Below are 13070 nucleotides of genomic sequence, written 5' to 3' on the forward strand. Positions count from 1 at the left end.
CGGACCACCTAAAGGTCTATGTCCCGCAATTTGTCTTTATCCCAGGGAACTGTCCAGCCCAGTTCGTCGAAGAGGCCACTGAGGACCATCCCCGTGAAGCCCCACACGAGCACACCATTGACGGTGAAACCTGGGCTGGTATAGGTGCGGCCGAACCTCGAGATGGTGGCAGTGACACGGTTGACCGGGTCCAAAAGGTCGCGCACCGGTACCCTGAAGACCTGAGCGGATTCGGCGTAGTCCACCACGCGAACCGGTGACGGCGCATCCCACCATGCCAGCACAGGTGTCACACGGAAGTTGCTCCGGATGAGCCCAAGCTCCGGGATGACTCCAAGAACCCGGACACCACTGGCATCCAAGCCGGTTTCTTCCACTGCTTCACGAAGGGCTGCGGCGACGATCGACTCATCTTCCTCGTCCACGCTGCCGCCCGGGAACGCCACCTGACCCGGATGGTCGTCCAGGGTATGTGCCCGTTCCAGCAGCAGAACATCGAGGTCCGCCGGCGCTATTGGCCGCCCCGACTCGGCAGGGATGTTGTCCAGTACACCGAAAAGCATCAGGACTGCCGCGGCGCGGTTTGTTTCCGGGGTGACGGGAAGCTGCTCCCACAATGCCGAGTGCTGCTGTTGGCCCTCATCGAAGCGAGCAACCAGCGCGGACAGTTCCTCAAGCGCGGTCACCCGGGCCTCCTTTGCGATTCCATGCGGATCTCCGCTGCCCTGTGCGTCTCGGCCAGGAGCTTCTCGAGCAAAGCTTCGCTGCCCGGCGCTAGCTCGTACTTCAACAATTTGGCTGCCTTGACGGGATCAGTTTCGCCCTCGCCGTAGCTCGGGCAGAGGCTTGCCACCGGGCAGGCACCACAGGCCGGCTTCCTGGAATGGCAGACTCTGCGTCCGTGGAACACCACTCTGTGCGAGAGCATGGTCCAGTCCCGGGGTTCAAACAGTTCGGCGACGTCGAACTCGATCTTCACAGGATCGTCCGAGGCCGTCCACCCGAATCGGCGGGCAAGCCGGCCGAAGTGAGTGTCCACCGTGATCCCGGGGACACCAAAGGCATTGCCCAGGACCACGTTGGCGGTTTTGCGCCCGACGCCCGGGAGCGTCACCAGATCTTCGAGACGTCCCGGGACCACGCCGTCGTACTCATCTACGAGCCGCGTACTGAGCGCCAAAACGTTCCGTGCTTTGGCACGGAAGAAGCCCGTCGGCTGGAGTATTGTCTCCAGCTCGAGGGGATCCGCCTCAGCCATGGCGCGGGCATCCGGGTAGCGGGCAAACAGGATCTTGGTGACCTGGTTGACCGCCACATCGGTGGTTTGGGCGGAAAGGACAGTGGCCACCACCAGTTCAAAAGGGTTCCTAAAATCCAACTCCGCATGCGCGTAGGGATACTTCTCCGCGAGAACCCTATTGATCTTCCGTGCCCGGCGTTTGAGCGCGAGCAGCGAACCAGCTTCGGCGATGGCCACGGCGTCCCTGCTTAGCCGCGTTCGATGTTGCTGAGCTCCCGAAGAACCCCAACCTTGCCGTCGGTGTCCTGTACCAGGAACTCATGGCCGCGGTCTTCCAGGGCCAGAACCCATCCACCGGGTTCGATGGTGAAGGCCGGGGTCCCCGAGTGTTCGTCGTACGCAATCCTGGGTTGTGCAACAGCGAACCAGAAAGCCTCATACTGCGGCGAATCGGACTCTTCCGGTCGGCTGGCCGGGTCCACGGTAGCGCCGATCGAGTCGCTCACCCTGCGCGTATCACCGGAAACAATGGGCGTTGCCATGGTGGCAACCCACGGCTGCTGGGCCGCTGGTTGGGCCGCCTGCTGAGCGGCGTGCTGGGTTGTAGCGGGCTGGGCCGTGTGCTGGGTAGTGGCGGGCTGAGCCGCTGAACCCGTGGCAGGAACGTGGGCATCCTTAGCGCCAGGCTCGCCAACGGGCTCGGCCTTCTCAGGCGAAGACGTAGCGGGCGAAGCGGCAGCAGCGGGTTCAGTGGCAGCGGTGCTGCCAGTAGCGGGCCCACTTCCTGTGGGTCCACTGCTTGCATAGCCGCTACCGTCCGCAGGTTTTGCGTCAGCTGCGTGCACGACGGCGGAAGCTTCAGTTGCCGGCGACGGCGATGTTCCGTAGCTGGCCGGCGGAGCGAAGGGGCTTGCGCCCGTTGCGGCGCCGGTCGCGGCACCTGCACCGGGAGCACCCGTGGAGGCTGCTGCAGCCGCTGTACCGGAAACGTGCGGAGCGGGAGCCTGGTAACCGGGTGCCGATCCCTGGTATCCGGGGGTTGAACTCCGGAATCCGCCGCTTGAACCTGTGGCGTCTGCGGGCTTGGGTGTGGTGGGCGCCTTCGGTGCTTTGGGAGCAGCCGGCTTGCGGCTGGGCACTGCTGCTTCGCGGGCAACCACGTGCGCCGGCGTTTCAGCACGGCCCTTGAAGTCGGCGGAAAGCCACGGAAGATGCGGGGCCAGAACCGTCGCTGCCAGCAGACCCACGGAGCCGACCAGGCCCAGCAGTACGCTGCCGTTGAACGAGTTGGCAATGGTCAGGAAGAACAAGGGGAACGCAAACGAGGCAACCACGGACGCGAACTGGTCAACGGACAGCGAACCTATGCGGAGGATAGTACCCGGCTGCAGCCTGCGGGCTACGAAGAGAGCCACCACAACCAGCGGCAGCAGGATTCCCAGCAGCAGGAAGAACAAGTTACCCAGGTTCCACAGGTTGTAGCGCTCCCCGAACATGGGCAGAAGCGAGGCAACGAACATCAGGAGCGTGGAGCCGAAAACAGTAAGATCCCGGATGGTGAACGGCCCAGCGACGGCGTCATACTTGGCAGCGTCGTTTTTAGGAGCATCGTTCTTGGCAGCAGTGTCCTTCTTGAAAGGAGTTCCGGACGTACCCGTCGCCGGATTCCCAACAGCGGTGCCGTCAGCAGCGTTTCCACCCGCAGCGGTGACCGTTCCAGCCGCGGTGTCCGGTCCCGTCGGGTGTGAGTCGTGCGGGCCTGGGCTCAGCTGGTTCATCTATATCTCCTTCGTACGGCGGCGTCTTGGACAGTCCGGCCCGGCGACCTCCGCGGGACTCCGCAGTGAACCGGACACGCCAGAAGTGCGTCCCAAGACTTCTTCAGCCTATGCCACCCCCCTGACAGGGTTCTAGCTGAAAACGGCCATACGGCTTCGCCCACAGCAAACTCCAAGGTTCCTTACAGAATGTGGCCGACAGTAAGCCCGCCAGCAACGGCAGCCCGGTGCCGCCGTCGTGCGTCATGTAAACGGTTCCCCACCGCCACAGCCGCCATTCGTCGCTAAATCCGTGCCGCTCACGGCCGCATTTGTGACGACGCCCACGTTCGACTTCTTGAAGCGATAGTGTTGATGCCGGACAGCACTTTGCGGACCCTTGGGGGAAGCGCTCGACGCCGACGACGGCCCGGGCGGGGACCTCACGTCAGGATCCGCGCAGCAAAGATCGATGAATGATGAGGTTCACCATGTCCCAGGACACCACCGGATCCACGGCCACCGCTGCAGCTTCAACAGCTCACAACGGATCGGCCCCGCACGTCGAGGCGCTTGAAAACCTCCTCCACGAGAACCGCAAGTTCGCCCCTTCTGCAGAGTTCGCCGCGAACGCGGTCGCAAGCGCCGACGCCTATGCTGAGGCAGAAGCGGACCGTCCCGCGTTCTGGGCTAAGCAGGCCCGTGAGCTGTTGACCTGGGACAAGGACTTCACCGAAGCCCTTGACTGGTCCAACCCGCCATTCGCCAAGTGGTTCGTGGGCGGCGAGATCAACGCCGCTTACAACGCACTGGACCGGCACGTGGAAAACGGCCTGGGCGACCGCGTGGCCATCTACTTCGAAGGAGAACCCGGGGACACCCGCAGCTACACCTACGCGGAGCTGACCGAAGAGGTCAAGAAGGCCGCCAACGCGTTCGAGTCCCTGGGCGTGGCCAAGGGCGACCGCGTGGCCGTGTACCTGCCCATGATCCCTGAAGCCGTGATCACGCTCCTTGCCTGCGCCAGGATCGGGGCCGTGCACTCGGTAGTGTTCGGTGGATTCTCCGCGGACGCGCTGCGTTCCCGGATCGAGGACGCCGAAGCCAAGCTCGTTGTTACCGCGGACGGCACCTACCGCCGCGGCAAGCCGAGTGCCCTGAAGCCAGCGGTGGACGAAGCCCTCTCCAAAGAAGGCCACACCGTACAAAACGTTGTGGTGGTCAAGCGCAACGGCGAGGACGTCAACTGGGTGGAAGGCCGCGACCTCTGGTGGTCCGACACCGTAGACAAGGCAGATACCGAGCACACCGCCGTCGGGCATGACTCCGAGCACCCGCTGTTCATCCTCTACACCTCCGGCACCACCGGCAAGCCCAAGGGCATCCTGCACACCACCGGCGGCTACCTCACCCAGGGCGCGTACACGCACAAGGCCGTTTTTGACCTCCACCCGGAAACGGACGTCTACTGGTGCACCGCCGACGTCGGATGGGTCACCGGCCACTCCTATGTCACCTACGCACCGCTCATCAACGGCGCCACCCAGGTCATGTACGAAGGCACCCCGGACTCCCCGCACCAGGGCCGCTGGTGGGAAATCGTGGAAAAGTACAAGGTCTCCATCCTCTACACCGCCCCCACTGCGATCCGGACGTTCATGAAGTGGGGCCGGGGCATCCCGGACAAGTACGATCTCTCCTCCATCCGCGTCCTGGGCTCCGTGGGCGAATCCATCAACCCCGAAGCGTGGATGTGGTACCGGGACGTCATAGGCGCCAACGCCGGCAAGAACGGCGAGAAGAAGGACAACCCGGCACCGATCGTGGACACCTGGTGGCAGACCGAAACCGGTGCGCAGATGATCGCGCCGCTGCCCGGCGTCACCGCCACCAAGCCCGGCTCGGCGCAGGTTCCGCTGCCCGGCATCGCCGTGGACGTCGTGGACGAAAACGGCCAGCCGGTAGCCAACGGTGAAGGCGGCTACCTGGTGGTCCGCGAACCGTGGCCCTCCATGCTGCGCGGCATTTGGGGCGACCCCGAGCGCTTCAAGGACACCTACTGGTCCCGGTTCGAGGCCATGTACTTCGCCGGTGATGGCGCCAAGAAGGACGAAGACGGCGACGTCTGGCTCCTGGGCCGCGTGGACGACGTCATGAACGTCTCCGGCCACCGCCTCTCCACCACCGAAATCGAGTCTGCCCTGGTCAGCCACCCGTCGGTGGCCGAAGCCGCAGTGGTAGGTGCCGCGGACGAGACCACCGGCCAGGCCGTCGTCGCGTTCGTCATCCTCCGCGGTGACGCCGCGAACAACGGCGACGAAACCGTCCTGGAACTCCGCAACCACGTGGGCAAGGAAATCGGCCCGATCGCCAAGCCCAAGCAGCTTCTGATCGTCCCGGAACTGCCCAAGACCCGCTCCGGCAAGATCGTCCGCCGCCTCCTCAAGGACATCGCTGAAGGCCGCGACACCGGCGACGCCACCACACTGGCTGACCCCGGCATCATGACCCAGATTGCGGACTCCCTCCGCAAGTAGGTAATTCACGACGGCGCCGCTCACCTCCCCAGGCGAGCGGCGCCGTCGTCGTTATGACAGTGGTGCGGTGCCTTACCGGCCCGTAGCGGCCCCGCACCCTACACTGGAGCCAGACTCAGCCCCATGTTTGACGAGGTTCCCCAGAAAGGCCCTGATGCTTCAGGCAGCACGCCACTCCGCCATCATCGACGCCGTCCAGCGCGAACGCGTAGTGCGGGTCTCGGACCTCGCCCAGTTGCTGGGGGTCTCACCCATGACCGTACGCCGCGACATCGAAGCGCTCGAGGAAGCCGGCCGCGTCGAGCGAATTCACGGCGGAGCCAAGCTTCCAGGCGATGCCAGCACCCACGAGCCCGGCTTCGAACTCAAGTCCACACAGCTGCCCGCGGAGAAACACGCCATCGCGGTGGAAGCCGCGAGCCTGGTCCAGGAAGGCATGGCGATCGGCCTTGGCGCCGGCACCACCACCTGGGCCTTGGCGAAGGAACTCGTCAACGGGCCCCGCATCACCGTGGTCACTAACTCGGTGAGGATCGCCGATCTTTTCCACCACGGCTCGTCGTCCGGCCCGGCACGCTTCGGGTCCACAGTGATCCTGATCGGCGGCGAGCGGACACCGTCGGACGCCCTGGTAGGCCCCATTGCCACGTCATCGCTGAAGCAACTCCACTTGGACGTCCTGTTCCTGGGTGTCCACGGCATGGATGCCCACGCCGGCTTTACCACTCCGAACCTGCTGGAAGCCGAGACCAACCGAGCGTTCATGGCCTCGGCCCGGAGCACGGTTATTCTGGCCGACCACAGCAAGTGGGGCGTGGTGGGCATCGCCTCGATCGCCCGGCTGGAAGAAGCGGACGAGCTGATCACGGACTCGCTCCTTGGTGAAGACGCCCGGCGTGTGCTGGCCGAAAACGTGGCCAAGCTGCGGATCGCCGAGGCCTGAACCACGTAGTTAACACTTGGGTCTCATACCGCGGGTGGAGACCGGCCCACGGAGTTCAGCCGGTGGACTGACGCCGTGGGATAGGGCCCGCAAGGATGCTGGATATATGAACGCCATCCTCCACGCCCAGCAGCTCACCAAGCACTACCCCGGCAGCATCGCCTTGGACCGCGTCGACTTCATAGCGAATGCCGGGGAGTCCATTGCGATCATCGGCCCTTCTGGTTCCGGTAAGACCACCCTTCTGCACTGCCTCGCCGGGATTTTGAGGCCCGACGCTGGTTCGATCACCTTGAACACGGCGTCGGTACTGTTGCGGCTGGACACCTTGGGGGATGCTGCGCTGTCCCGGCTGCGGCGCGAGGAGTTCGGCTTCGTCTTCCAGCAAGGCATGCTGCTGCCGGAGCTCACCGCCGTGGAAAACGTGGCCCTGGCTCTCATGCTCAACGGCACGGACCGCAACACTTCAGAGACCAGGGCCGCCGAATGGTTGGCAGCCCTGGGCCTCGCCGGGATGGAGCAGCGCCGTCTGGGCGAGCTCTCCGGCGGGCAGGTCCAGCGCGTGGCCATCGCCCGCGCACAGGTCACCGGCGCCAGGGTTGTCTTCGCCGACGAGCCCACCGGCGCTTTGGATTCGGCCACCTCCAGCGAAGTCCTGGACGTACTCCTCCATTCAGTAGCCGCCAACGGTCGCACGCTTCTGGTTGTCACCCACGATCCCAACGTTGCTGCCCGCTGCCAACGGGTGGTGGAGCTCCGCGACGGCAGGATCGTGGCAGACAGCGGAACAGTTCCGGCTTCCGGCCCGGCCGCGCCAGCCACCACCAACTTCAAGGGGGCCTTCAATGTCTAGTCTCTCCATGGCCCTGCGCCTCACCCCGTATCTGGCTCGAAGCAATGGGAGCAGCTTCCGGGAAGCCGGTCTTCGCGACGCCGGGCTTCCCATCCTCGCTTTCGGGACGGTTACGGCCCTGCTGCTCACCGTTGCCGGTGGTTCACAGGTTTTCTGGTCCTGGTCCGACGACATCGCTGGCACCTACCAGGCCTTGGCCGTCGTCGCCATGGTGCTGCTGATCATCCCCTTGCTGACGCTCGGTGCCTCGGCCGCCCGACTCGCCGCCCGCCGTCGTGATGACCGCTTGGCCTCCTTGCGGTTGCTTGGCGCCAACAGCGCAACGGTGGTCTGGATGACGGTCATTGAGTCCACTGTCCTCGCTGCCGTGGGAGCTGTGGCGGGTGCGGGGCTCTATGCGTGCATTGCACCGTTCCTGGGCCTGATCCAGTTCCGCGGCCAGGCACTCGGAAGCCACGCGTGGTTGTCGGTGCCGTCCATTCTCGGCTGCGTCCTGGCAGTCTGCGTGCTTGCCGCGGCCAGCGCTGCGTTGGGGCTGCGGAAAGTTGTGGTGACGCCGTTAGGTGTCCGGACCCGGCAAACGGCCGACGGCGCGCACTGGGTTCGCGGACTCATCGCAGCTGTGGTGGTGGTCATCGGAGTGGTGGCTATGGGGATGCTCAGCAGCTTCGGCGCGTTCATTGTGATCATCGCGGTGATGGGCGGTTGCTTTGGCCTGGCTTTGCTGGCGTTGAACCTCATGGGACCGTGGATCCTGCGGCTGCGGGCGTCCTCGCAACTCAAACACGCCAAGAAGCCTGAGCAACTGCTGGCCGCGCGGACCGTGCTGGAGAGCCCTAAAGAATCGTGGCGGCAAGTTGGGGGCGTCGCGATGACCAGTTTTGTGGGCGTGTTCGTGGGCGTCGGCATGGCGGTGGCGGACACCATGGGAACCGGGGGCGACGCTGAAACTACGCTCCTTGTCCGGGACATCAACACCGGAGTGATGATCACCCTGCTGGGCTCGTTCCTGATGGTTGCCTGCTCTGCGGGCGTGAACCAGGCAGCGGCAGTGCTGGACCGGGCTTCAACCCTGGTGGCACTGGACCGCGTGGGGATGCCGCAGAAACTCATGGTGGCAGCCAGGGTCAAGGCCGTCATGTCGCCGTTGTTCCTGGTAGCGGGCATTTCAGCTGCCGCAGCGGCCGTCCTGGTCCTGCCTCTGACGGGCGCAGTTCTGCTGACCCAGCCCGTGGTGTTCCTGACCATCGGTGGGGTTTTCGCGGCGGGGTTCCTGCTGGTTCGGCTCGCTGTCGCTGCCGGCACGGCCCAGATCAGCCAGGTGCTGGCCCGGCCGGAGCGGTACGCGAGCATGGATTCGTAACCCGGCCCACCGCCGTCGTCATCCCCGGGTTATTTGCAGCCGCAGGACTGCCGGATGATCAGCTCGGTGGAGAGGATCTGGTGTTTCAGCTCATCGCCACGGCCCTTGCCCACCAGTGCCTGCACAGCGGCTTCGGCCATCGCCTTGACGGGCTGCGCAACGGTGGTCAGCGCAGGCCAGCTGTATTCGGAGTCCAGGGAGCCGTCGAAGGATACCAATGCCAGGTCCTCGGGCACCCTGACGCCTGCCTCATGAAGCGCCCTGAGGATACCGATGGCTTGCATGTCATTGCTGGCAAAGATCGCCGTTGGACGGTTGGCCATGGAGAGGAAACGCTTGCCTACCTCGTACCCGCCCGGACGGGTGAAGGGACCGTGAAGCATGGGTCCGTCCGGCAGTCCGGCGTCACGCAAAGTGGCCAGCCAGCCTACTTCGCGCCCGTCCAGTTGGTTCCCCGTATTGGTGCCGATCGCCAAGCCAATGTTCGTATGGCCGTGGCCTATCAGATGTTCCACGGCGGCACGGGCACCGGCTTCCAGGTCCACACCCACACTGTTGATTCCCGGCGGTGAGCCTGCGTTATTCAACAAAACGGAGGGGATTTCGGAGGCCTCCAGTTCCGTGACATCGGGATCGAACACGCAGCTGGCCAGGAATACCCCGTCCACCTGCCGGGCAGCCAAGGTACGGATGTTCTTGCGTTCGCGGGTAAGGCTTCCATCCGAGTTGGTGAGCACCATGCCGAAGCCAAGTTCCGCGGCCGCATCTTCCACAGCGTGGGCCAGCTGAGTGAAGAACGGGTTGGTGTTGTCCGGAACCACCACGCCAATGGTCTCGCTGGATCCCAACTTCAGGGCACGGGCCGCAGCGTTGGGTCGGTATCCAAGGACGCGGATGGCCTCGCGAACCTTGGCTTCCGTCCCCGGGGCCACGTTCTTGGGCCCTCCGTTCACCACATAACTCACGACGGCGGTACTCACCCCGGCGTACCGGGCCACGTCTTTGCGTGTAACCGGGCCGCGCGAGGTTTGTACCGCCGAAGTTGTCATGAGGTAAATGCTAGCTACTCCACGGGAGCATCACCGAAGTCGCGGATGGGAAGGCGCTCCCCGCCACGGAGCGCGGACTCGTGGGCAATGATGCCCGGCAACGTGAACCGGGCCGCGACCCAGGCATTAACGGGAGGAAGGCTGCGGTTGTTTACGGCCGTGACGAAGTCGTCCACCAGGAATTGGTGGCTTCCTTCGTGCCCGTTGGGCGCTCCGAGGAATTCCTGCGGAAGCCTGGACTGGTCATGGACCGGAGCCAGCCCGGAGATAAAGGCATCGCGCAGCTCCGGCGCCACGTCCGCCAGGGCCGGGTCATCCAGGGACATGGTGGGCTTGGTTTCCACTTGCTCGGACACGTCTTCCACGGTGGACTTGTCCTGCCACACGGTGGTGGTGGCAAGTTGCTCAAAGCTGGCGTCGGTGCCGAAGAAACGGAAGCGGGACTCCCGGATGTGGGAGGGGTACCCCACCCGGCGCATCTCGTTGGTGCGCATCGCGCCGCCGTCGTTCATTTCAAACAGCGCCGTGGCGTTGGAGAAGTCGTTGGCGAACATGCTGACGTCCTTATCAAAAACGCCATCCCCGCGCTGGTCCTTCACGCCGATGCAGCTGACGCTGACCGCATGGCCGGGGACGGCGCCGAGGACCCCACCTATGGCGTGGGTGGGGTAGAGCATGGGCGGGTAGCTGGCGGTTTCCTTCCACCGATCACCACCGCTGTATTGGTACGCCTCGTAGAAGCCCAGGTCCATGTCGTGGACGTAGTCACCCTCGGTGTAGAAGATGCGGCCAAACTTACCTGCTGCATGTTGTTGCCGGGCGAAGACCGTGGCGGGGTTGTAGTAGCTGGTCTCACCCATGGCGTAGACCAGTTTGGTCTCTCGAACGGCCTCAATGATCCGTTCAATTTCCTCTTCGGATATGGCCATCGGCACCGCTGAGTAGACGTGCTTTCCAGCACGCAGGGCCCGCTCTACCAGTGGTCCGTGAGTCCAGCGCTGCGTGAAGATGGCGACAGCATCGACGTCGGAGTCCAGCAACTCTTCAAAGCTGCCCATTACGCCGTCCAGTCCCCAGCGTTCCTGCGCTGCAACTGCCCGCTCAGGGAGTTCATCTATTGCATAAACCGCGCTGACGCCCGGGTGGAGCTTGAACAGGTGGGCGAACTGGCTGCCGAACTGCCCGGCACCCACAACCCCGATCGAAAACGTCATTGTTTACCTTCCCTGGGACTGCCAAAGCAGCCTCCGCTGTGTCCCTGTGTGACTGTCCTGTCGAGTTTTGCATCGGAATCTACTCGAGTCAACAGAAAGAACATCTTTGAACATTTTTCACCAAAATTTTGCCTCCGCTATTGCTATCACCAAATCTACTCGTGTAGATTCTCATCCAGTTGTTATGCACATCACAGTCACGAAAGGGTCGACGATGACCACGCTCACCAAGCAACCGGATCCGGAGCTCTCCTCCGTCGGGGCGCCGCGGAAGTCACGCAAGCGGGTGAAACCAGCCGACGGGTTCCGCGGAGTAGGGGACCTCAAGGTTGCACTCTTCTTCATCGCTCCAGCGATGCTCGGACTGATCCTCTTCTACCTCGTCCCCACCATCCGGGGCATCTACCTCAGCTTCACTGAATACAGCATCCTGGGCGACCCGGAATGGATCGGCACGCGGAACTACGAACGCATAGCCAAGGATCCGCTGTTCTGGAACGCTTTGGGCGTCACCTCGGAATACGTGGTGATCAACATTGTTCTTCAGACGGCATTGGCGTTGGGCCTTGCAATCCTGATGCACCGCGTCGCAAAGTCCACCCTCGTCCGCGGTGCGCTTCTGATGCCCTATCTGATGGCAAATGTCATTGCGGCTCTCCTGTGGTTCTGGATGCTTGACTACCAGATCGGCATCATCAACCAGATCATCGAATGGACCGGGCTGCCCCGGGTAGCCTTCTTCGGCAGCGAGCAATGGGCCATCCCCACCCAGGCTCTCATCAACACGTGGCGGCACATGGGCTACACAGCTCTCCTGATCTTCGCCGGACTCCAGGCAATCCCGAACAGTGTCTATGAGGCCGCCAGCATCGACGGCTCCAAGGCCATGAGCACTTTCTGGCGGATCACCCTGCCACTGCTCCGGCCAGTCCTGGTACTGGTCCTGGTAGTAACCGTGATCGGTTCTTTCCAGGTCTTTGACACTGTTGCCGTCACGACGGCCGGCGGTCCTGTTAACGCCACCCGCGTGCTGCAGTTCTACATCTATCAACGCGCCTTCAATGAACAGGACTTCGGCTATGGCTCCGCCCTGGCTGTGATCCTCTTCCTCATCCTCGCCATCGTCGCTTTCATCCAGATGAAGTTCCTCCGCGGCAACCAGTCGGACCTGGACTAAGGACTCGCCATGACCACTCTTGCCTCACCCAAGAACGGCAGCCGGCGTCGCCCGCTCAGCCGCCCCTTCAACTGGCGCCGCGCCATCGCCCTGACCCTCCTCGCCCTGGCCGTCGCCGTGAGCATCCTGCCCTTCTACTGGGTACTGCGCACGGCCCTGTCTTCCAACGGCTCCCTCGCAGCGAACTCCGCCAACCTGCTGCCCGCCGACTTTAATCTTGGCGCGTTCAAGCGGGTCTTCGGCCTCCAAAGTGCCGCCGACGCTATCGCAGAAGGCGGCTCGGGTGCTTCGATCAATTTCTGGCAGTACCTTTGGAACTCGCTGCTCTTTTCCGGCATCACTACAGCCTGCGCCGTGTTCTTCAGCTCAATGGCCGCCTATGCCTTCTCCCGGCTCCGGTGGAAAGGCCGCGACGCAGTCTTCTCGCTGTTCCTTGCCACCATGCTCGTCCCGCCGATCTTCACTGCCCTCCCCAACTTCCTGCTCATCAAGAACCTGGACCTGCTGAATTCCATGCTCGGACTCGTTTTGCCCTACTTGTTCATGACCCCGTTCGCGATCTTCTTCATGCGCCAGTTCTTCCTGAACATGTCCAGGGAAGTTGAAGAAGCTGCAATGCTGGACGGCGCAAAGCACTGGCGGATCTTCTTCCAGATCATCATGCCCAACGCCGCTGCCCCGATTGCCACCCTGGCGCTTCTGACCTTCATGGGTCAGTGGAACGAATACTTCTGGCCGCTGCTCGTAGGCACGTCCGAGGAATCCAGGGTGCTCACCGTGGGACTCGGAGTCTTCAAATCCCAGTCCCCGCAAGGCGCACCGGACTGGTCCGGGCTCATGGCCGCAACGCTCGTGTCTGCTACGCCGGTGCTGATCCTCTTCGCCATCTTCGGCAAACGGATTGTCAACTCCATCGGCTTCAACGGCACCAAATAGC

General features: G+C 63.5%; 11 protein-coding genes. 6 read left to right on the forward strand and 5 right to left on the reverse strand.

All coding sequences use genetic code 11. The features are described from left to right. Nucleotides 1-8 precede the first annotated feature (8 nt). The 3 genes from ACZ5J0_RS15755 to ACZ5J0_RS15765 are packed head-to-tail and all read right to left on the reverse strand — an operon-like array spanning nucleotide 9 to nucleotide 3018. Nucleotides 9-686, reverse strand: coding sequence for an NUDIX hydrolase (locus ACZ5J0_RS15755; protein ID WP_142938038.1), 678 nt, complete (start codon nucleotides 684-686; stop codon nucleotides 9-11). Continuing rightward, nucleotides 683-1477, reverse strand: coding sequence for an endonuclease III (gene nth / locus ACZ5J0_RS15760; RefSeq protein WP_142938037.1), 795 nt, complete (start codon nucleotides 1475-1477; stop codon nucleotides 683-685). Before nth ends, ACZ5J0_RS15755 begins: the two co-directional genes overlap by 4 nt. A gap of 11 nt (nucleotides 1478-1488) precedes the next feature. Further along, nucleotides 1489-3018, reverse strand: a complete 1530-nt coding sequence (locus ACZ5J0_RS15765; protein ID WP_464093488.1) for a hypothetical protein — start codon at nucleotides 3016-3018, stop codon at nucleotides 1489-1491. A gap of 470 nt (nucleotides 3019-3488) precedes the next feature. Between ACZ5J0_RS15765 and acs the strand changes: the two genes are divergently transcribed. The 4 genes from acs to ACZ5J0_RS15785 all read left to right on the forward strand — a co-directional run bounded on the left by acs (nucleotide 3489) and on the right by ACZ5J0_RS15785 (nucleotide 8693). After that, nucleotides 3489-5534 carry an acetate--CoA ligase gene (acs, locus tag ACZ5J0_RS15770; RefSeq protein ID WP_464094742.1) on the forward strand — a complete coding sequence of 682 codons (2046 nt, stop codon included), beginning with the start codon at nucleotides 3489-3491 and terminating at the stop codon, nucleotides 5532-5534. Between the two features lie 154 nt (nucleotides 5535-5688). After that, on the forward strand, nucleotides 5689-6477 hold the full coding sequence (locus ACZ5J0_RS15775) for a DeoR/GlpR family DNA-binding transcription regulator (RefSeq protein ID WP_464093489.1): 789 nt from the start codon (nucleotides 5689-5691) through the stop codon (nucleotides 6475-6477). 106 nt (nucleotides 6478-6583) lie between these two features. Beyond that, nucleotides 6584-7330, forward strand: a complete 747-nt coding sequence (locus tag ACZ5J0_RS15780; protein WP_464093490.1) for an ABC transporter ATP-binding protein — start codon at nucleotides 6584-6586, stop codon at nucleotides 7328-7330. Further along, complete coding sequence (locus ACZ5J0_RS15785; protein WP_464093491.1) at nucleotides 7323-8693, forward strand: FtsX-like permease family protein; 1371 nt, start codon at nucleotides 7323-7325, stop codon at nucleotides 8691-8693. Before ACZ5J0_RS15780 ends, ACZ5J0_RS15785 begins: the two co-directional genes overlap by 8 nt. A 29-nt stretch (nucleotides 8694-8722) precedes the next feature. On the opposite strand, the gene ACZ5J0_RS15790 is transcribed toward ACZ5J0_RS15785, so the two are convergent. Further along, nucleotides 8723-9742: a LacI family DNA-binding transcriptional regulator gene (locus ACZ5J0_RS15790; RefSeq protein ID WP_142938033.1), complete on the reverse strand. Its 1020-nt coding sequence runs from the start codon at nucleotides 9740-9742 to the stop codon at nucleotides 8723-8725. A gap of 14 nt (nucleotides 9743-9756) precedes the next feature. Beyond that, the gene (locus ACZ5J0_RS15795; RefSeq protein WP_464093492.1) at nucleotides 9757-10956 is read right to left on the reverse strand and encodes a Gfo/Idh/MocA family protein; all 1200 of its coding nucleotides are present in this window, start codon (nucleotides 10954-10956) and stop codon (nucleotides 9757-9759) included. A gap of 214 nt (nucleotides 10957-11170) precedes the next feature. On the opposite strand from ACZ5J0_RS15795, the gene ACZ5J0_RS15800 reads away from it, so the two are divergent. Both ACZ5J0_RS15800 and ACZ5J0_RS15805 read left to right on the forward strand, forming a co-directional pair. Continuing rightward, a complete protein-coding gene (locus tag ACZ5J0_RS15800) occupies nucleotides 11171-12133 on the forward strand; it encodes a carbohydrate ABC transporter permease (RefSeq protein ID WP_464093493.1) in 963 nt (320 codons plus the stop codon). A 9-nt stretch (nucleotides 12134-12142) separates the two neighbouring features. After that, nucleotides 12143-13069, forward strand: a complete 927-nt coding sequence (locus tag ACZ5J0_RS15805) for a carbohydrate ABC transporter permease (protein WP_464093494.1) — start codon at nucleotides 12143-12145, stop codon at nucleotides 13067-13069. The last annotated feature ends 1 nt before the right edge of the window (nucleotide 13070 follow it).

This window comes from Arthrobacter sp. DualSoilB13, assembly GCF_055389195.1.